This is a genomic window from Aeromonas sp. 97A (assembly GCF_051919185.1).
In the GTDB taxonomy this organism is placed as follows: domain Bacteria; phylum Pseudomonadota; class Gammaproteobacteria; order Enterobacterales; family Aeromonadaceae; genus Aeromonas; species Aeromonas veronii.
Genome location: NZ_JBQBFF010000001.1, coordinates 767,987 through 789,616 on the forward strand (window position 1 = coordinate 767,987; position 21,630 = coordinate 789,616).

The 21,630-nt window shown below is 58.1% G+C and carries 9 protein-coding genes; 6 read left to right on the forward strand and 3 right to left on the reverse strand.

What is annotated here, in order from left to right; genetic code table 11:
- Positions 1 to 123: 123 nt before the first annotated feature.
- The 3 genes from ACTG27_RS03520 to ACTG27_RS03530 all read left to right on the forward strand — a co-directional run bounded on the left by ACTG27_RS03520 (position 124) and on the right by ACTG27_RS03530 (position 15,232).
- Positions 124 to 13,812 (forward strand): beta strand repeat-containing protein, encoded by a 13,689-nt coding sequence (locus tag ACTG27_RS03520; protein WP_439980487.1) that lies wholly within the window; start codon positions 124 to 126, stop codon positions 13,810 to 13,812.
- A gap of 86 nt (positions 13,813 to 13,898) precedes the next feature.
- Positions 13,899 to 14,459 carry a hypothetical protein gene (locus ACTG27_RS03525; RefSeq protein WP_005337339.1) on the forward strand — a complete coding sequence of 187 codons (561 nt, stop codon included), beginning with the start codon at positions 13,899 to 13,901 and terminating at the stop codon, positions 14,457 to 14,459.
- Between the two features lie 56 nt (positions 14,460 to 14,515).
- Entirely contained in the window at positions 14,516 to 15,232 is a 717-nt protein-coding gene (locus tag ACTG27_RS03530) for an SIMPL domain-containing protein (protein ID WP_021229694.1), read from the forward strand.
- Positions 15,233 to 15,367: 135 nt separating this feature from the next.
- Here ACTG27_RS03530 and ahpF read toward each other — a convergent pair whose 3' ends face one another.
- From ahpF to ACTG27_RS03545, 3 genes are all read right to left on the reverse strand, one after another.
- On the reverse strand, positions 15,368 to 16,948 hold the full coding sequence (ahpF, locus tag ACTG27_RS03535) for an alkyl hydroperoxide reductase subunit F (RefSeq protein WP_439979107.1): 1,581 nt from the start codon (positions 16,946 to 16,948) through the stop codon (positions 15,368 to 15,370).
- A gap of 123 nt (positions 16,949 to 17,071) precedes the next feature.
- Positions 17,072 to 17,638 carry an alkyl hydroperoxide reductase subunit C gene (ahpC, locus tag ACTG27_RS03540; protein ID WP_005337335.1) on the reverse strand — a complete coding sequence of 189 codons (567 nt, stop codon included), beginning with the start codon at positions 17,636 to 17,638 and terminating at the stop codon, positions 17,072 to 17,074.
- 680 nt (positions 17,639 to 18,318) lie between these two features.
- Entirely contained in the window at positions 18,319 to 18,765 is a 447-nt protein-coding gene (locus tag ACTG27_RS03545; RefSeq protein ID WP_041235032.1) for a CBS domain-containing protein, read from the reverse strand.
- Between the two features lie 212 nt (positions 18,766 to 18,977).
- Here ACTG27_RS03545 and queA point away from each other — a divergent pair, with 212 nt between their 5' ends.
- From queA to yajC, 3 genes are all read left to right on the forward strand, one after another.
- Positions 18,978 to 20,030 (forward strand): tRNA preQ1(34) S-adenosylmethionine ribosyltransferase-isomerase QueA, encoded by a 1,053-nt coding sequence (queA, locus tag ACTG27_RS03550; RefSeq protein WP_040066529.1) that lies wholly within the window; start codon positions 18,978 to 18,980, stop codon positions 20,028 to 20,030.
- Between the two features lie 74 nt (positions 20,031 to 20,104).
- Entirely contained in the window at positions 20,105 to 21,241 is a 1,137-nt protein-coding gene (tgt, locus tag ACTG27_RS03555; RefSeq protein ID WP_005337329.1) for a tRNA guanosine(34) transglycosylase Tgt, read from the forward strand.
- Positions 21,242 to 21,293: 52 nt separating this feature from the next.
- Positions 21,294 to 21,629: a preprotein translocase subunit YajC gene (gene yajC, locus ACTG27_RS03560; protein ID WP_005337327.1), complete on the forward strand. Its 336-nt coding sequence runs from the start codon at positions 21,294 to 21,296 to the stop codon at positions 21,627 to 21,629.
- The last annotated feature ends 1 nt before the right edge of the window (position 21,630 follow it).

The following is a 21,630-nucleotide window of genomic DNA, read 5'->3' on the forward strand; positions in this document are numbered from 1 at the left end:
ACCTCCCTGAGCGAAAGCTTCAGCGTTGTGCTGATCGATAGTGATGGTGATACGGCTAGCGATACCCTTGATGTCGCCATTTTGGATGACATACCAACTCTGGTTGATAGGGAAGAACTATCTGTGCGCAGTTTGGTCCATGAAGATGCGCTGACCAGCGGTAATAGCGAAGGGACGGGTCAGAGTGTGAGCGCCAGCGGTGCGGCCGGTACCCTCAATAGCTTGGTCAACTTTGGTGCCGATGGGGTAGGCAGCTTTGGTCTGGGCAGTGATGTCAGCAGTCTGGTGGGGCTGGGACTGACCAGTGGCGGTGTAGCGCTCAGCTACAGCGTGGTGGGTAATGTGTTGACCGCCAATGCAGGCGGTGTGCCGGTCTTTACCCTGACCGTAGGGGCGGATGGCAGCTACAGCTTTACCCTGATTGGTCCGCTGGACCATCCGACAGCGGATGGTGATGACGGCGAACAACTGACTGGCGTGGGGATCGACTTCTCTGGCGTACTGACCGCCACCGATGGTGACGGAGATCAGCTTACAGATAGCTTCCCGGCGGGGAGCTTTGCCATCAAGGTGGAAGATGATGTGCCACGCGTGGCTATCAGCGTCAACAGCAGTGCGGTGGCGGGGCTTGATGAGAGTGGTGCCAGCGGTACCGCCACCCTTGATACCGGAGCGGTGGTGAAAGGTAACGATCCGGATGTGAGTGGGGCTGGGTATATCAGCAAGGCCAGCAGTAATGGCGCCGTTGTGACATTGACAACCGAAGCCTACGGGGCGGATGGCGCGGCTGTGGCAGGCAGCAAGGTGTACAACCTGGTGGTGAGTAATGCCACTTCGGGCCTGGCGCTGACCGACGGTTCGGCCATAACCCTGGTGCAACTGGACAACGGGGTGGTGGTCGGCCAGGTGGTGGGCGGAGCCTTTGCTGGCCAGGCGGCGTTTGCTATCCAGATAGACAGTGCGACGGGCGTGATGACGGTAGAGCAATACCTGTCGCTGGATCACCCGGCGGAAGCCGTGGCAGGAAATAGCTACAACAGCTACGACGAATCCGTTGCACTGGCAGCCAGTTCGTTGGGGGTCACGGTCACCCTGAAAGACGGTGACAACGACACCGTGCAGAGTGCGACAGCAGATATTTCGGGTCAGGTACGTTTCAACGACGATGGTCCGCGCGTGGCTATCAGCGTCAACAGCAGTGCGGTGGCGGGGCTTGATGAGAGTGGTGCCAGCGGTACCGCCACCCTTGATACCGGAGCGGTGGTGAAAGGTAACGATCCGGATGTGAGTGGGGCTGGGTATATCAGCAAGGCCAGCAGTAATGGCGCCGTTGTGACATTGACAACCGAAGCCTACGGGGCGGATGGCGCGGCTGTGGCAGGCAGCAAGGTGTACAACCTGGTGGTGAGTAATGCCACTTCGGGCCTGGCGCTGACCGACGGTTCGGCCATAACCCTGGTGCAACTGGACAACGGGGTGGTGGTCGGCCAGGTGGTGGGCGGAGCCTTTGCTGGCCAGGCGGCGTTTGCTATCCAGATAGACAGTGCGACGGGCGTGATGACGGTAGAGCAATACCTGTCGCTGGATCACCCGGCGGAAGCCGTGGCAGGAAATAGCTACAACAGCTACGACGAATCCGTTGCACTGGCAGCCAGTTCGTTGGGGGTCACGGTCACCCTGAAAGACGGTGACAACGACACCGTGCAGAGTACGACAGCAGATATTTCGGGTCAGGTACGTTTCAACGACGATGGTCCGCGCGTGGCTATCAGCGTCAACAGCAGTGCGGTGGCGGGGCTTGATGAGAGTGGTGCCAGCGGTACCGCCACCCTTGATACCGGAGCGGTGGTGAAAGGTAACGATCCGGATGTGAGTGGGGCTGGGTATATCAGCAAGGCCAGCAGTAATGGCGCCGTTGTGACATTGACAACCGAAGCCTACGGGGCGGATGGCGCGGCTGTGGCAGGCAGCAAGGTGTACAACCTGGTGGTGAGTAATGCCACTTCGGGCCTGGCGCTGACCGACGGTTCGGCCATAACCCTGGTGCAACTGGACAATGGGGTGGTGGTCGGCCAGGTGGTGGGCGGAGCCTTTGCTGGCCAGGCGGCGTTTGCTATCCAGATAGACAGTGCGACGGGCGTGATGACGGTAGAGCAATACCTGTCGCTGGATCACCCGGCGGAAGCCGTGGCAGGAAATAGCTACAACAGCTACGACGAATCCGTTGCACTGGCAGCCAGTTCGTTGGGGGTCACGGTCACCCTGAAAGACGGTGACAACGACACCGTGCAGAGTACGACAGCAGATATTTCGGGTCAGGTACGTTTCAACGACGATGGTCCGCGCGTGGCTATCAGCGTCAACAGCAGTGCGGTGGCGGGGCTTGATGAGAGTGGTGCCAGCGGTACCGCCACCCTTGATACCGGAGCGGTGGTGAAAGGTAACGATCCGGATGTGAGTGGGGCTGGGTATATCAGCAAGGCCAGCAGTAATGGCGCCGTTGTGACATTGACAACCGAAGCCTACGGGGCGGATGGCGCGGCTGTGGCAGGCAGCAAGGTGTACAACCTGGTGGTGAGTAATGCCACTTCGGGCCTGGCGCTGACCGACGGTTCGGCCATAACCCTGGTGCAACTGGACAACGGGGTGGTGGTCGGCCAGGTGGTGGGCGGAGCCTTTGCTGGCCAGGCGGCGTTTGCTATCCAGATAGACAGTGCGACGGGCGTGATGACGGTAGAGCAATACCTGTCGCTGGATCACCCGGCGGAAGCCGTGGCAGGAAATAGCTACAACAGCTACGACGAATCCGTTGCACTGGCAGCCAGTTCGTTGGGGGTCACGGTCACCCTGAAAGACGGTGACAACGACACCGTGCAGAGTACGACAGCAGATATTTCGGGTCAGGTACGCTTCAACGACGATGGTCCGCGCGTGGCTATCAGCGTCAACAGCAGTGCGGTGGCGGGGCTTGATGAGAGTGGTGCCAGCGGTACCGCCACCCTTGATACCGGAGCGGTGGTGAAAGGTAACGATCCGGATGTGAGTGGGGCTGGGTATATCAGCAAGGCCAGCAGTAATGGCGCCGTTGTGACATTGACAACCGAAGCCTACGGGGCGGATGGCGCGGCTGTGGCAGGCAGCAAGGTGTACAACCTGGTGGTGAGTAATGCCACTTCGGGCCTGGCGCTGACCGACGGTTCGGCCATAACCCTGGTGCAACTGGACAACGGGGTGGTGGTCGGCCAGGTGGTGGGCGGAGCCTTTGCTGGCCAGGCGGCGTTTGCTATCCAGATAGACAGTGCGACGGGCGTGATGACGGTAGAGCAATACCTGTCGCTGGATCACCCGGCGGAAGCCGTGGCAGGAAATAGCTACAACAGCTACGACGAATCCGTTGCACTGGCAGCCAGTTCGTTGGGGGTCACGGTCACCCTGAAAGACGGTGACAACGACACCGTGCAGAGTACGACAGCAGATATTTCGGGTCAGGTACGCTTCAACGACGATGGTCCGCGCGTGGCTATCAGCGTCAACAGCAGTGCGGTGGCGGGGCTTGATGAGAGTGGTGCCAGCGGTACCGCCACCCTTGATACCGGAGCGGTGGTGAAAGGTAACGATCCGGATGTGAGTGGGGCTGGGTATATCAGCAAGGCCAGCAGTAATGGCGCCGTTGTGACATTGACAACCGAAGCCTACGGGGCGGATGGCGCGGCTGTGGCAGGCAGCAAGGTGTACAACCTGGTGGTGAGTAATGCCACTTCGGGCCTGGCGCTGACCGACGGTTCGGCCATAACCCTGGTGCAACTGGACAATGGGGTGGTGGTCGGCCAGGTGGTGGGCGGAGCCTTTGCTGGCCAGGCGGCGTTTGCTATCCAGATAGACAGTGCGACGGGCGTGATGACGGTAGAGCAATACCTGTCGCTGGATCACCCGGCGGAAGCCGTGGCAGGAAATAGCTACAACAGCTACGACGAATCCGTTGCACTGGCAGCCAGTTCGTTGGGGGTCACGGTCACCCTGAAAGACGGTGACAACGACACCGTGCAGAGTACGACAGCAGATATTTCGGGTCAGGTACGTTTCAACGACGATGGTCCGCGCGTGGCTATCAGCGTCAACAGCAGTGCGGTGGCGGGGCTTGATGAGAGTGGTGCCAGCGGTACCGCCACCCTTGATACCGGAGCGGTGGTGAAAGGTAACGATCCGGATGTGAGTGGGGCTGGGTATATCAGCAAGGCCAGCAGTAATGGCGCCGTTGTGACATTGACAACCGAAGCCTACGGGGCGGATGGCGCGGCTGTGGCAGGCAGCAAGGTGTACAACCTGGTGGTGAGTAATGCCACTTCGGGCCTGGCGCTGACCGACGGTTCGGCCATAACCCTGGTGCAACTGGACAATGGGGTGGTGGTCGGCCAGGTGGTGGGCGGAGCCTTTGCTGGCCAGGCGGCGTTTGCTATCCAGATAGACAGTGCGACGGGCGTGATGACGGTAGAGCAATACCTGTCGCTGGATCACCCGGCGGAAGCCGTGGCAGGAAATAGCTACAACAGCTACGACGAATCCGTTGCACTGGCAGCCAGTTCGTTGGGGGTCACGGTCACCCTGAAAGACGGTGACAACGACACCGTGCAGAGTACGACAGCAGATATTTCGGGTCAGGTACGTTTCAACGACGATGGTCCGCGCGTGGCTATCAGCGTCAACAGCAGTGCGGTGGCGGGGCTTGATGAGAGTGGTGCCAGCGGTACCGCCACCCTTGATACCGGAGCGGTGGTGAAAGGTAACGATCCGGATGTGAGTGGGGCTGGGTATATCAGCAAGGCCAGCAGTAATGGCGCCGTTGTGACATTGACAACCGAAGCCTACGGGGCGGATGGCGCGGCTGTGGCAGGCAGCAAGGTGTACAACCTGGTGGTGAGTAATGCCACTTCGGGCCTGGCGCTGACCGACGGTTCGGCCATAACCCTGGTGCAACTGGACAACGGGGTGGTGGTCGGCCAGGTGGTGGGCGGAGCCTTTGCTGGCCAGGCGGCGTTTGCTATCCAGATAGACAGTGCGACGGGCGTGATGACGGTAGAGCAATACCTGTCGCTGGATCACCCGGCGGAAGCCGTGGCAGGAAATAGCTACAACAGCTACGACGAATCCGTTGCACTGGCAGCCAGTTCGTTGGGGGTCACGGTCACCCTGAAAGACGGTGACAACGACACCGTGCAGAGTACGACAGCAGATATTTCGGGTCAGGTACGCTTCAACGACGATGGTCCGCGCGTGGCTATCAGCGTCAACAGCAGTGCGGTGGCGGGGCTTGATGAGAGTGGTGCCAGCGGTACCGCCACCCTTGATACCGGAGCGGTGGTGAAAGGTAACGATCCGGATGTGAGTGGGGCTGGGTATATCAGCAAGGCCAGCAGTAATGGCGCCGTTGTGACATTGACAACCGAAGCCTACGGGGCGGATGGCGCGGCTGTGGCAGGCAGCAAGGTGTACAACCTGGTGGTGAGTAATGCCACTTCGGGCCTGGCGCTGACCGACGGTTCGGCCATAACCCTGGTGCAACTGGACAACGGGGTGGTGGTCGGCCAGGTGGTGGGCGGAGCCTTTGCTGGCCAGGCGGCGTTTGCTATCCAGATAGACAGTGCGACGGGCGTGATGACGGTAGAGCAATACCTGTCGCTGGATCACCCGGCGGAAGCCGTGGCAGGAAATAGCTACAACAGCTACGACGAATCCGTTGCACTGGCAGCCAGTTCGTTGGGGGTCACGGTCACCCTGAAAGACGGTGACAACGACACCGTGCAGAGTACGACAGCAGATATTTCGGGTCAGGTACGCTTCAACGACGATGGTCCGCGCGTGGCTATCAGCGTCAACAGCAGTGCGGTGGCGGGGCTTGATGAGAGTGGTGCCAGCGGTACCGCCACCCTTGATACCGGAGCGGTGGTGAAAGGTAACGATCCGGATGTGAGTGGGGCTGGGTATATCAGCAAGGCCAGCAGTAATGGCGCCGTTGTGACATTGACAACCGAAGCCTACGGGGCGGATGGCGCGGCTGTGGCAGGCAGCAAGGTGTACAACCTGGTGGTGAGTAATGCCACTTCGGGCCTGGCGCTGACCGACGGTTCGGCCATAACCCTGGTGCAACTGGACAATGGGGTGGTGGTCGGCCAGGTGGTGGGCGGAGCCTTTGCTGGCCAGGCGGCGTTTGCTATCCAGATAGACAGTGCGACGGGCGTGATGACGGTAGAGCAATACCTGTCGCTGGATCACCCGGCGGAAGCCGTGGCAGGAAATAGCTACAACAGCTACGACGAATCCGTTGCACTGGCAGCCAGTTCGTTGGGGGTCACGGTCACCCTGAAAGACGGTGACAACGACACCGTGCAGAGTACGACAGCAGATATTTCGGGTCAGGTACGTTTCAACGACGATGGTCCGCGCGTGGCTATCAGCGTCAACAGCAGTGCGGTGGCGGGGCTTGATGAGAGTGGTGCCAGCGGTACCGCCACCCTTGATACCGGAGCGGTGGTGAAAGGTAACGATCCGGATGTGAGTGGGGCTGGGTATATCAGCAAGGCCAGCAGTAATGGCGCCGTTGTGACATTGACAACCGAAGCCTACGGGGCGGATGGCGCGGCTGTGGCAGGCAGCAAGGTGTACAACCTGGTGGTGAGTAATGCCACTTCGGGCCTGGCGCTGACCGACGGTTCGGCCATAACCCTGGTGCAACTGGACAATGGGGTGGTGGTCGGCCAGGTGGTGGGCGGAGCCTTTGCTGGCCAGGCGGCGTTTGCTATCCAGATAGACAGTGCGACGGGCGTGATGACGGTAGAGCAATACCTGTCGCTGGATCACCCGGCGGAAGCCGTGGCAGGAAATAGCTACAACAGCTACGACGAATCCGTTGCACTGGCAGCCAGTTCGTTGGGGGTCACGGTCACCCTGAAAGACGGTGACAACGACACCGTGCAGAGTACGACAGCAGATATTTCGGGTCAGGTACGTTTCAACGACGATGGTCCGCGCGTGGCTATCAGCGTCAACAGCAGTGCGGTGGCGGGGCTTGATGAGAGTGGTGCCAGCGGTACCGCCACCCTTGATACCGGAGCGGTGGTGAAAGGTAACGATCCGGATGTGAGTGGGGCTGGGTATATCAGCAAGGCCAGCAGTAATGGCGCCGTTGTGACATTGACAACCGAAGCCTACGGGGCGGATGGCGCGGCTGTGGCAGGCAGCAAGGTGTACAACCTGGTGGTGAGTAATGCCACTTCGGGCCTGGCGCTGACCGACGGTTCGGCCATAACCCTGGTGCAACTGGACAACGGGGTGGTGGTCGGCCAGGTGGTGGGCGGAGCCTTTGCTGGCCAGGCGGCGTTTGCTATCCAGATAGACAGTGCGACGGGCGTGATGACGGTAGAGCAATACCTGTCGCTGGATCACCCGGCGGAAGCCGTGGCAGGAAATAGCTACAACAGCTACGACGAATCCGTTGCACTGGCAGCCAGTTCGTTGGGGGTCACGGTCACCCTGAAAGACGGTGACAACGACACCGTGCAGAGTACGACAGCAGATATTTCGGGTCAGGTACGTTTCAACGACGATGGTCCGCGCGTGGCTATCAGCGTCAACAGCAGTGCGGTGGCGGGGCTTGATGAGAGTGGTGCCAGCGGTACCGCCACCCTTGATACCGGAGCGGTGGTGAAAGGTAACGATCCGGATGTGAGTGGGGCTGGGTATATCAGCAAGGCCAGCAGTAATGGCGCCGTTGTGACATTGACAACCGAAGCCTACGGGGCGGATGGCGCGGCTGTGGCAGGCAGCAAGGTGTACAACCTGGTGGTGAGTAATGCCACTTCGGGCCTGGCGCTGACCGACGGTTCGGCCATAACCCTGGTGCAACTGGACAACGGGGTGGTGGTCGGCCAGGTGGTGGGCGGAGCCTTTGCTGGCCAGGCGGCGTTTGCTATCCAGATAGACAGTGCGACGGGCGTGATGACGGTAGAGCAATACCTGTCGCTGGATCACCCGGCGGAAGCCGTGGCAGGAAATAGCTACAACAGCTACGACGAATCCGTTGCACTGGCAGCCAGTTCGTTGGGGGTCACGGTCACCCTGAAAGACGGTGACAACGACACCGTGCAGAGTACGACAGCAGATATTTCGGGTCAGGTACGTTTCAACGACGATGGTCCGCGCGTGGCTATCAGCGTCAACAGCAGTGCGGTGGCGGGGCTTGATGAGAGTGGTGCCAGCGGTACCGCCACCCTTGATACCGGAGCGGTGGTGAAAGGTAACGATCCGGATGTGAGTGGGGCTGGGTATATCAGCAAGGCCTGCAGTAATGGCGCCGTTGTGACATTGACAACCGAAGCCTACGGGGCGGATGGCGCGGCTGTGGCAGGCAGCAAGGTGTACAACCTGGTGGTGAGTAATGCCACTTCGGGCCTGGCGCTGACCGACGGTTCGGCCATAACCCTGGTGCAACTGGACAACGGGGTGGTGGTCGGCCAGGTGGTGGGCGGAGCCTTTGCTGGCCAGGCGGCGTTTGCTATCCAGATAGACAGTGCGACGGGCGTGATGACGGTAGAGCAATACCTGTCGCTGGATCACCCGGCGGAAGCCGTGGCAGGAAATAGCTACAACAGCTACGACGAATCCGTTGCACTGGCAGCCAGTTCGTTGGGGGTCACGGTCACCCTGAAAGACGGTGACAACGACACCGTGCAGAGTACGACAGCAGATATTTCGGGTCAGGTACGTTTCAACGACGATGGTCCGCGCGTGGCTATCAGCGTCAACAGCAGTGCGGTGGCGGGGCTTGATGAGAGTGGTGCCAGCGGTACCGCCACCCTTGATACCGGAGCGGTGGTGAAAGGTAACGATCCGGATGTGAGTGGGGCTGGGTATATCAGCAAGGCCAGCAGTAATGGCGCCGTTGTGACATTGACAACCGAAGCCTACGGGGCGGATGGCGCGGCTGTGGCAGGCAGCAAGGTGTACAACCTGGTGGTGAGTAATGCCACTTCGGGCCTGGCGCTGACCGACGGTTCGGCCATAACCCTGGTGCAACTGGACAATGGGGTGGTGGTCGGCCAGGTGGTGGGCGGAGCCTTTGCTGGCCAGGCGGCGTTTGCTATCCAGATAGACAGTGCGACGGGCGTGATGACGGTAGAGCAATACCTGTCGCTGGATCACCCGGCGGAAGCCGTGGCAGGAAATAGCTACAACAGCTACGACGAATCCGTTGCACTGGCAGCCAGTTCGTTGGGGGTCACGGTCACCCTGAAAGACGGTGACAACGACACCGTGCAGAGTACGACAGCAGATATTTCGGGTCAGGTACGCTTCAACGACGATGGTCCGCGCGTGGCTATCAGCGTCAACAGCAGTGCGGTGGCGGGGCTTGATGAGAGTGGTGCCAGCGGTACCGCCACCCTTGATACCGGAGCGGTGGTGAAAGGTAACGATCCGGATGTGAGTGGGGCTGGGTATATCAGCAAGGCCAGCAGTAATGGCGCCGTTGTGACATTGACAACCGAAGCCTACGGGGCGGATGGCGCGGCTGTGGCAGGCAGCAAGGTGTACAACCTGGTGGTGAGTAATGCCACTTCGGGCCTGGCGCTGACCGACGGTTCGGCCATAACCCTGGTGCAACTGGACAACGGGGTGGTGGTCGGCCAGGTGGTGGGCGGAGCCTTTGCTGGCCAGGCGGCGTTTGCTATCCAGATAGACAGTGCGACGGGCGTGATGACGGTAGAGCAATACCTGTCGCTGGATCACCCGGCGGAAGCCGTGGCAGGAAATAGCTACAACAGCTACGACGAATCCGTTGCACTGGCAGCCAGTTCGTTGGGGGTCACGGTCACCCTGAAAGACGGTGACAACGACACCGTGCAGAGTACGACAGCAGATATTTCGGGTCAGGTACGTTTCAACGACGATGGTCCGCGCGTGGCTATCAGCGTCAACAGCAGTGCGGTGGCGGGGCTTGATGAGAGTGGTGCCAGCGGTACCGCCACCCTTGATACCGGAGCGGTGGTGAAAGGTAACGATCCGGATGTGAGTGGGGCTGGGTATATCAGCAAGGCCAGCAGTAATGGCGCCGTTGTGACATTGACAACCGAAGCCTACGGGGCGGATGGCGCGGCTGTGGCAGGCAGCAAGGTGTACAACCTGGTGGTGAGTAATGCCACTTCGGGCCTGGCGCTGACCGACGGTTCGGCCATAACCCTGGTGCAACTGGACAACGGGGTGGTGGTCGGCCAGGTGGTGGGCGGAGCCTTTGCTGGCCAGGCGGCGTTTGCTATCCAGATAGACAGTGCGACGGGCGTGATGACGGTAGAGCAATACCTGTCGCTGGATCACCCGGCGGAAGCCGTGGCAGGAAATAGCTACAACAGCTACGACGAATCCGTTGTACTGGCAGCCAGTTCGTTGGGGGTCACGGTCACCCTGAAAGACGGTGACAACGACACCGTGCAGAGTACGACAGCAGATATTTCGGGTCAGGTACGTTTCAACGACGATGGTCCGCGCGTGGCTATCAGCGTCAACAGCAGTGCGGTGGCGGGGCTTGATGAGAGTGGTGCCAGCGGTACCGCCACCCTTGATACCGGAGCGGTGGTGAAAGGTAACGATCCGGATGTGAGTGGGGCTGGGTATATCAGCAAGGCCAGCAGTAATGGCGCCGTTGTGACATTGACAACCGAAGCCTACGGGGCGGATGGCGCGGCTGTGGCAGGCAGCAAGGTGTACAACCTGGTGGTGAGTAATGCCACTTCGGGCCTGGCGCTGACCGACGGTTCGGCCATAACCCTGGTGCAACTGGACAATGGGGTGGTGGTCGGCCAGGTGGTGGGCGGAGCCTTTGCTGGCCAGGCGGCGTTTGCTATCCAGATAGACAGTGCGACGGGCGTGATGACGGTAGAGCAATACCTGTCGCTGGATCACCCGGCGGAAGCCGTGGCAGGAAATAGCTACAACAGCTACGACGAATCCGTTGCACTGGCAGCCAGTTCGTTGGGGGTCACGGTCACCCTGAAAGACGGTGACAACGACACCGTGCAGAGTACGACAGCAGATATTTCGGGTCAGGTACGTTTCAACGACGATGGTCCGCGCGTGGCTATCAGCGTCAACAGCAGTGCGGTGGCGGGGCTTGATGAGAGTGGTGCCAGCGGTACCGCCACCCTTGATACCGGAGCGGTGGTGAAAGGTAACGATCCGGATGTGAGTGGGGCTGGGTATATCAGCAAGGCCAGCAGTAATGGCGCCGTTGTGACATTGACAACCGAAGCCTACGGGGCGGATGGCGCGGCTGTGGCAGGCAGCAAGGTGTACAACCTGGTGGTGAGTAATGCCACTTCGGGCCTGGCGCTGACCGACGGTTCGGCCATAACCCTGGTGCAACTGGACAACGGGGTGGTGGTCGGCCAGGTGGTGGGCGGAGCCTTTGCTGGCCAGGCGGCGTTTGCTATCCAGATAGACAGTGCGACGGGCGTGATGACGGTAGAGCAATACCTGTCGCTGGATCACCCGGCGGAAGCCGTGGCAGGAAATAGCTACAACAGCTACGACGAATCCGTTGCACTGGCAGCCAGTTCGTTGGGGGTCACGGTCACCCTGAAAGACGGTGACAACGACACCGTGCAGAGTACGACAGCAGATATTTCGGGTCAGGTACGCTTCAACGACGATGGGCCGATTGCATCGGTAGCAACTAACACGGGTCAGGCCACTCAGGTGCAAAATACCAACCTGATGTTGATCCTCGATATTTCCGGCAGTATGGGTGATCCATCGGGCTATCAAGGCATGACCCGGATGCAGGTGATGCAAAAATCTGCCTTGGAGTTGCTCGACAAGTACAGTGCCTATGGCACCGTTATGGTCAATATCATCACATTTGCATCCTCTGCTACTAACCCAACCAGTATCTGGGTCAATGTGGATGTGGCCAAGTCGACCATATTGGGGCTGCAACCATCAGGTGGTACTAACTATGACGATGCTCTAAATGAGGCGATCAAGGCCTTTGGCGATACAGGCAGGCAGATTAACGCACAAAATGTCTCCTATTTTATGTCAGATGGTCAGCCTACAGCGAACGCATTGAGTGGCTCAGCCGCTTCTGTCCTGGATGGAGATAACTCCCTTGGTGGTGGCAATGGCATTGATGGTGACGGCTCGACACTGAGTGGAGAAACCAAAGATTGGGCTGATTTCCTTAAAGCGAACAATATTAACTCCTTTGCGCTAGGGATGGGCTCGGGATCTACCCAGTCTGCACTTGATCCCATCGCTTACAATGGTGTCAGCGGCGCGAGCCCAGCGAATACAACCGCTGTGGTTGTGACTGATTTCAGTCAATTGGCCGCTACGCTTTTGAGTACCGTTGTGGCGCCACCGCTGGCGGGTCAAATAATCAATGGCATAGTGGCCAGTGCCGGGGCGGATGGTGGCTGGCTCAGCTCCATTACTGTTGGGGGGATAACGTATACCTACAACCAGAACACGGATACCCCATCTGGCGATACGTCGGTTGGGACCTTTAACCAATCAACAAACGAATGGATGATTGCGCTGGCTGGCGGCACCCTCAAGGTAGATATGGACAACGGGGCGTATACCTATACTCCGCCGTCTGCTATACCGGCAGGGGGCATAAACCAGGTCGTGGGCTATAGCGTTACCGATAAGGACGGGGACACAGCGTCCAGCACCCTGGCCATCGTTATCAGGCCAGCGGTTGGTCCCACTGCGGTGCGTGATGATTTCATCATCACCAACCAGGACCCTGTAACCGTTCCGGATTGGGCACTGCTTGTCAATGATACCGGGCCGCTGGCTGCGACCCAGATTATTACGGGTGTTTCTGGGGCCGTTGGCGGAACAGTGACAGATAACGCGGGTTCGGTGACGTTCGATGATACCTCTGGCAGCGCAACCCCCAGTAGCTACGAAGGGTCATTCAACTACACCAATAGCTCGACCACAGATACGGCCAAGGTCTTCGTGGATGTTCAAAGCGGGGCAACGCTCACAGGAGGATATCTGGACGAGATCCTCATCGGCGGGACGGGGGCGGATACGCTCAACGGCAATGCTGGAAATGATATTCTGCTGGGCGGTGCCGGTAACGACGCTTTGAATGGTGGCGAGGGCAACGACATTCTTGTTGGCGGTGCAGGCAACGATAACTTGAACGGTGGTGCTGGCAACGACACGGCCAGTTACATCGATAGTACGGCCGGTGTCACTGTTAAGGTCAATGGTAATAATCAGGCGACCGGTGGTGCGGGTACTGACAGTCTGAGCAATATGGAAAATCTGGTGGGTTCCATGTTCAACGACAGTCTGACGGGGGATGGCAATGCCAACGTACTGAGCGGTTTGGTTGGAAGCGACATCTTGAGCGGTGGTGGCGGCGATGACTTGCTCCTTGGTGGTGCTGATGGCGACACCCTGACAGGTGGAGGCGGTAAAGACACCTTTAAGTGGGGGGCGGGTGATGCCGGTGGTGTGGACGTTATCAAAGACTTCACAACTGGTGACGGTGGAGATGTGCTGGATATAAGCGAGCTGCTCACTGGCGAACATGCCAACTCTGGTTCGCTTGATGCGTACCTCAATTTCAGTAGTGATGGGCCAGGCACAAACAAATCAACATTGACGATTGATTTGGATGGTACGAATGGAGGAACCACCCACGTCATAAAATTTGACAGTATTGACCTGACAACCTTGGGCAACAGTGACCTTGAGATCATTCAGAAGTTGCTGGGTGACGGTAACTTGAAGGTTGATCTGTAACCTTGTCTCGGGGCCGGGCTTGCCTGGCCCCTGTTTTTTCCCCAAGGGGATGGATAAGATAGCGGCAGTAGAGGAGAGGGGTAATCATGCAGTCATTCAACTGGGTCGACATTGATGGCATCCGTTATAGCTGGGATGGGCAGGGGAACATTACCTGCGCAGGCCAGTTTGGCTATCAGGCATCGATCGCGGGGGATCGGCTGGATGGGATGGAGATTGAGAATGAGGCCGGTGATGTAGCGGGCTCGCTCTATGTTGACTTCGCTACGGCCTCTATCACTTATGTGCCGGTCATGGATACCGAGTCTGCCCATAACATGATTCTGGTTGGCCATCATCAGGGGCAGCAGGAGTATCCGCTGGCCAGTTTTCACTCTCCGTTGTTGCAAGATTTGCTAGGACCATCTGATACCATCCCTTGGTCTGCGATGGAGGAGGATAGTGGTGGCACCAATATCGGACAGGCGGTGCAAGGACACGTTCTGTCGTGGGACTCGTTCCATTTCGATGATGAGGTGTTGGTCTGTGGCGCGGCTCCTGCGCTGGATATGGCAAACCAGAGCCAGGATCCCGGCAGCATGGTCACCATTAGTCTCGATCTGACCAATCAGATACTGGATCAGCTCCCCCCCTTGCACGATATATGAATCCCGTAGCTGCACGGGCATAATGGCCTCAATCTTTCCGATTGAGGTTTTTTTCTATGTGGCGTCCCCTTCTTACTCTTTCCGCTCTGGTTGTCAGTGCTCCGCTGCTGGCGATTGAAGTGCCGCAAGCGCCCCATCTGGTGGTGAGCGGTTATGCCGAGCAGAAGACCGAACCCGATATGCTCACCCTCAATGTGGCGGTGAGTGCACTGGATAAGCAGGGCCTCAAGGCCAAGCAGCAGGTCGATACCAAGGTCGCAGCCTTTTTCAGCCAACTGGAAGGGTTGGGGATCAAGCGCAGCGATGTTGAGGCTGGCAACCTGATGGTCTCTCCGGAATATCAGTATGGCGAGAACAAGAAGCCGGTATTGCTGGGATACCGTGCCCAGCGGCAATTGGCGGTGAAGCTCTATCAGCTCGACAAGTTGAGCCCCCTGATGGATACCGCACTCAAAGCCGGGCTGGAGTCCGTATCCCAGATTGAGTACGGGTTGAAGTCGCCGCAGGTCATCAAGGAGCAGGCTCGTTTGAATGCCGTTGAGGATGCCAAAACCAAGGCTGAATCTCTGGCCAAGGCGTTTGGGATGAAGCTTGGCAAGGTCTACAGTGTGGAGTACCGCAATGCTTCGCCCATTACCGCCTACAGCCGCAACCTGAAGGTGGTGCAGGCCATGGCGATGGCAGCTCCCGCGCCGGATATGGCGGACAACAGCTATCAACAACAGCAGATCACGGTAAGTGATAATATCGAGGCTGTTTTCTTGCTGGAGTGATGCCCGTCGTTTAAGTCCAGTCATGAACAACCCCGCCATTTGCTGCGGGGTTTTTATTGCGCATCGATGCAGATATAAAAAAGCCGACGCTCGTGTTTACTTAATCGAGCGTCGGCTTTTTGTTGGCGGGTTTTATCAGGCGGTCACAGCATCAGCCTGGGTCGCTTCAGGAGCCGGGTTGCGGATGAGGTAATCAAACGCACCCAGTGCGGCGGTGGCGCCAGCACCCATGGAGATGATGATCTGCTTGAACGGTACCGTGGTGGCATCCCCTGCGGCGTAGACGCCGGGCAGGGAGGTCGCCCCTTTGGTATCGATCTCGATCTCGCCAAAGCGGGTCAGGGCAATCTCGCTCCCTTTCAGGAACTCGGTGTTCGGTACCAGGCCGATCTGGACGAAGATCCCCGCCACCGCCAGGTGTTTAATCTCACCGGTGGTGCGATCTTCGTAGTCCATACCGACCACCTTGCTGCCATCACCGATCACTTCGGTGGTGCGAGCGCTCATGATGATGTCGATATTGCCCATGGAGCGAGCCTTCTTCTGCAGCACTTCATCGGCTCGCAGGGTGTCGGCGAACTCCACCACAGTCACATGCTCGACGATGCCAGCCAAGTCGATCGCTGCCTCGATGCCGGAGTTACCGCCACCGATCACAGCTACTCGCTTGCCCTTGAAGAAGGGACCATCGCAGTGCGGGCAGTAGGCCACGCCCTTGGTGCGGTACTCGAGCTCGCCCGGTACGTTCAGATCACGCCAGCGGGCACCGGTCGCCAGGATCACGGCGCGGCTCTTCAAGGTGGCGCCAGAGGCGAGATCCACGTTCACATATCCATCTTTGCTGATGGCGGCGGCGCGCTGCTCGGTGATCACTTCAACGCCGTACTGTTTGACGTGTTGCTCCAGGCTGGCGGCCAGCTTGGGGCCTTCGGTGTAGGGCACTGAGATAAAGTTCTCGATACCGACGGTGTCCATCACCTGACCACCGAAACGCTCGGCAACGATGGCGGTGCGAATGCCTTTACGGGCGGCATAGATGGCCGCTGCGGCGCCAGCCGGGCCACCGCCCACCACCAGTACGTCGTAGGGATCTTTCTCATTCAGCTCGGCAGCCTTGCGCTCGGCGGCACCGGTGTCGAGTTTGGCGACGATTTCTTCCAGCGAGATCCGCCCTTGGCTGAACGGTTGGCCGTTCAGGTAGACATTCGGTACCGCCATGATTTGACGCTCGGCAACTTCTTCCTGGAACAGGGCGCCGTCGATCATGGTGTGAGTGATGCCGGGGTTCAGGGTCGCCATCAGGTTGAGGGCCTGTACTACGTCCGGGCAGTTGTGGCAGGAGAGGGAGATATAGGTCTCGAAGTGATACTCACCCTTGAGATTGCGGATCTGCTCCTGCACGGCCGCATCGGCCTTGGAGGGGTGGCCGCCGCTTTGCAGCAGGGCGAGCACCAGAGAGGTAAATTCATGACCCATGGGGATACCGGCAAAGTGAACGCGCGGGGCTTGGCCCTGCGGCGCGACACTCATGGAAGGCTTGCGAGCGGCAGTGCCAGAGGTCTGGGTGATCTTGGAGGACATCTCGGCGATCTCGCTGGCCAGTGCCAGCAGCTCTGCAGATTTGTCGCTGTCGTTGCCGGACACGCTGATCTCGATGGGATTGACGATGTACTGCAGATAGGTGTTCAGCTGTTGTTTGAGGTTGGTATCCAACATGGTCGAATTCCTTCTTGTAATGGCGAGTTGGCATTAAATGTGAGTCGGTCTGCTTTCAGGCCTATTTGGCAATGCCGGAAAGCAGACCGGCCCTTATGCGGGCCGGTCTTGGAAGCGGGAGGCTTAGATCTTGCCTACCAGGTCCAGGGACGGGGCCAGAGTGGCTTCGCCTTCTTTCCATTTAGCCGGGCACACTTCACCCGGGTGGGAGGCAACGTACTGGGCTGCTTTGACTTTGCGCAGCAGTTCCAGTGCATCACGGCCGATGCCGCCAGCGTTGATCTCGACGATCTGGATGATGCCCTGCGGGTCAATTACGAAGGTACCGCGGTCAGCCAGACCAGCTTCTTCGATCATCACGCCGAAGTTGCGGGTGATGGTACCAGTCGGGTCACCAATCATCGGGTACTGGATCTTCTGAATGGTGTCAGAAGTGTCGTGCCATGCTTTGTGAGTGAAGTGGGTATCGGTAGAGACAGAGTAGATCTCGACGCCCAGTTTCTGGAATTCAGCGTAGTTGTCAGCCAGGTCGCCCAGCTCGGTCGGGCAAACGAAGGTGAAGTCAGCCGGGTAGAAGAAGACCACGGACCACTTGCCTTTCAGGTCAGCGTCAGACACCTGAACGAATTTGCCATTGTGGTAGGCGGTAGCATTGAACGGCTTGATTTCAGTGTTGATGTAGGTAGACATGTAATTGCTCCTTGGTGATGTACATATGCCGGTCTGGTGTTGAAGAGTCTTGCCAGACGAGGCGCTTAACTTTCGATGGATTCATCATAGGGGCTTCAGTTAATCGATAAAAGCCGCAATTTTGAATCGCTTAAATCTACTTATTAGATAGCTCACTATGGCTGTACCTAACATGAATATCTCTAGCCTACTGAGATAACTCCTTGTCGTGGTTCAATATCTGTGCGCTACATCGCCTTTTCAAGACATGGGAAGATGTGTGCAGAGCCACGATGACACGATGAGATAAACGGTGGAGCAAACAGGTGGTGCAGGAGGTTGAGGCCGCTGCTCGCAGCGATGGAGATGTGCTGACAAGAAAACGCGGATAAAAAAATCCCGGCGCTATCGCAACGACAGGGCCGGGTCATCAAACAAGGAATGGCTATATAAACAAATGCTTTACAGCAAAGACTAACTACGGGGTGTGCAAACTTGCAGACATATGAGAGGAAGATAATGGGTGCACAATCCCTCGTCTCCCCCTCGGCAACTATTGCATGAGAGGGATGATAGTGTGACGTAGATCACAAGGCAAGCATTTGGTGTAATTTTTCAATCAAAATGAAAGTGTTTCATCATTTCAGCTTATTTTGACGGCTGAAAACGCTTTTATTGTAATTTAATTACAGCTAGATCTATCAAAAGTCGATAGGTGGTTCCTGCTCTTCCATCAATTCCAGCAGGTTGATGGCCACTGCAATAAAGTCCGACTCGGTGACAATGCCGATCAGCTTGCGTCCTTTGAGTACCGGCAGGCAGCCATATCTGTGCCGCTGTAGGTAAAGTGCCGCCTCCTTGATGCCGGCGTGAGGATCTACGCTCGCCACTTGCCGTGTCATGATCTCGTCGAGTTGCACGCTGTCGGTAAATTCGGCTTCCCGCTCCGGGCTGATGAGCAGCAGCTTGGATTCCCGGGTGGCCAGGATATCGGTGAGGGTTACCAACCCCAGCAGGTGATGCTGCTCATCGACGATGGGAATGTGGCGGATCCGCTCCTGCTGCATCAGGTCCATCGCCTGTTTGACACTGTTTGACGGACCCAGAGTGAAGGGGTGTTCGGTCATGATTTCGGATAGGGTCATCATGGTGGGCCTCCTTGTGTATCTGCTTTCACCCTAGCCCAGCCCCAACTGGCAAAACATGATCAGGGTCAATACAGAACATTAAAGAATCATTAACCGGATGTGTGTCTCAATATTGCTCGCTACCCCTTGTCTCTCTTGGGTTTTTGGTCTTTTGGGTTGCCTTGGAAGATGGGGATAACTAGACTAGCCGCCGATTCCCCCCGAGGTGAAAGATGCAAGTATCCGATTTTCATTTTGATCTGCCAGACGAGCTGATTGCCCGCTATCCGATGGCAGAGCGTACCGCCAGCCGCCTGTTGCAGCTCGATGGTCAGACTGGCGCCCTGCGCCACGGTCAATTTGTGGATGTGCTGGATCAGCTCAATCCGGGTGACCTGCTGGTATTCAATAACACCCGTGTCATTCCGGCGCGCATGTTTGGCCAGAAGGCCAGCGGCGGCAAGCTGGAGGTACTGGTCGAGCGCATTCTGGACGAGCACAGCGTGCTGGCCCATGTCCGTGCCTCCAAGGCGCCCAAGCCCGGCACCCGGATGATCATGGATGGTGGTGTTGAAGCCGAGATGCGCGCCCGTCACGACGCCCTGTTCGAGATCCACTTCCTCGACCCGCGTCCGGTGCTGGAGATTTTGGAGGCCATCGGCCACATGCCGCTGCCCCCCTATATCGACCGTCCCGACGAGGATGCCGACAAGGAGCGCTACCAGACCGTTTACAATCAAAAGCCGGGCGCCGTCGCGGCGCCGACCGCCGGTCTGCACTTTGATGAGCCGCTGCTTGAGAAAATTCGGGCCAAAGGGGTTGAAACGGCCTTCGTCACCCTGCATGTAGGGGCGGGGACCTTCCAGCCGGTGCGGGTAGATAAGATTGAAGATCACCATATGCACTCCGAGTATGCGGAAGTGCCGCAAGAGGTGGTAGATGCCATCGCGGCCACCCGTGCCCGTGGTGGCCGGGTGATCGCGGTGGGGACCACGTCGGTCCGTTCGCTGGAGAGCGCGGCCAAGGTCACCCTGGCGCAGGGCAAACCGCTGGCGCCCTTCTTTAGTGACACCGATATCTTCATCTTCCCTGGTTACCAGTTCCAGATTGTCGATGCCATGGTCACCAACTTCCATCTGCCGGAGTCGACCCTGATCATGCTGGTCAGCGCCTTTGCCGGTTATGACAACGTGATGGCGGCCTATCAGGCAGCCGTGGCCGGGCAGTACCGTTTCTTCAGCTACGGGGACGCCATGTTCGTCACCCGTCGCCAGGTTGAAGCATAAGCTTCAGCTTATTTACCGGGCCGTGAGCGGCCCTCCTATTGTCAGACTGTTTATCTGACGCAGCCGAGGTAGCAATGAAATTTGAACTGAAAACCACCGACGGCCGTGCCCGTCGCGGTCAACTGGTCTTCGAACGTGGTGTGGTACAAACACCGGCCTTTATGCCGGTCGGGACTTACGGCACCGTCAAGGGGATGACCCCGGAAGAAGTGCGTGAAACCGGCGCCCAGATCCTGCTGGGTAACACCTTCCACCTCTGGCTACGTCCGGGTCAGGAAGTGATGCGTGCCCACGGCGATCTGCATGACTTCATGAACTGGCAGGGCCCGATCCTGACCGACTCCGGTGGTTTCCAGGTGTTCAGCCTGGGCCATATTCGCAAGATCACCGAAGCGGGCGTCCACTTCCGTCACCCCATCAATGGCGAGAAGATCTTCCTCGACCCCGAGAAGTCCATGGAGATCCAGTACGATCTGGGCTCCGACATCGTGATGATCTTCGACGAGTGCACTCCGTACCCGGCCACTTATGAAGAAGCGCGCAAGTCCATGGAGATGTCCCTGCGCTGGGGCAAGCGCTCCCGCGACAAGTTTGATGCGCTGGGCAACAAGAACGCCCTGTTCGGCATCATCCAGGGCTCGGTCTACGAAGATCTGCGTGATGTCTCCCTCAAGGGGCTGCTGGAGATCGGTTTCGACGGTTATGCGGTCGGTGGTCTGGCGGTGGGTGAACCCAAAGAGGACATGCACCGTATCCTCGAGCACGTCTGCCCGAAAATTCCGGCTGACAAGCCGCGCTACCTGATGGGTGTCGGCAAGCCGGAAGATCTGGTGGAAGGGGTGCGCCGCGGTATCGACATGTTCGACTGCGTCATGCCGACCCGCAACGCCCGCAACGGCCACCTGTTCACCACCGATGGTGTGGTGAAGATCCGCAACGCCCAACATCGCAACGACACCAGTACCCTGGATGCCGAGTGTGATTGCTACACCTGCAAGAACTACAGCCGAAGCTACCTGCACCATCTGGACAAGTGCAACGAGATCCTCGGTGCCCGTCTGAATACGATTCATAACCTGCGTTATTACCAGCGTGTGATGCAGGGTTTGCGGGACGCGATCGAGCAGGGTAAATTAGACGACTTTGTAACAGAGTTTTACCGTCGGCAAGGGAAGCCTGTGCCTCCGTTAGCTGAAAATGACGTTAAATAACAACAACATATAATTTTGTTTTTTTAAATCTACATCAATAAGAGGTTGTTAAATGAGCATTATCTCCAAGGCGTATGCAGAAGGCGCAGCACCGGGTGCACAGGGTGGTGGTATGGAAATGATCATCATGCTGGCCGTATTCGGCCTGATTTTCTACTTCATGATCTATCGTCCCCAGGCCAAGCGTGCCAAGGATCACCGCAATCTGATGAGCTCCTTGTCCAAGGGTGATGAAGTGCTCACTTCCGGTGGCCTGGTTGGCAAAATTGCCAAAGTGGCTGCAGACAGCGATTACCTGGTGATCGCCCTGAACGACCAGACTCAAGTCACCATCAAAAAGGACTTCGTCTCTGCCGTTCTGCCCAAGGGTTCTATCCAGTCCCTTTAAT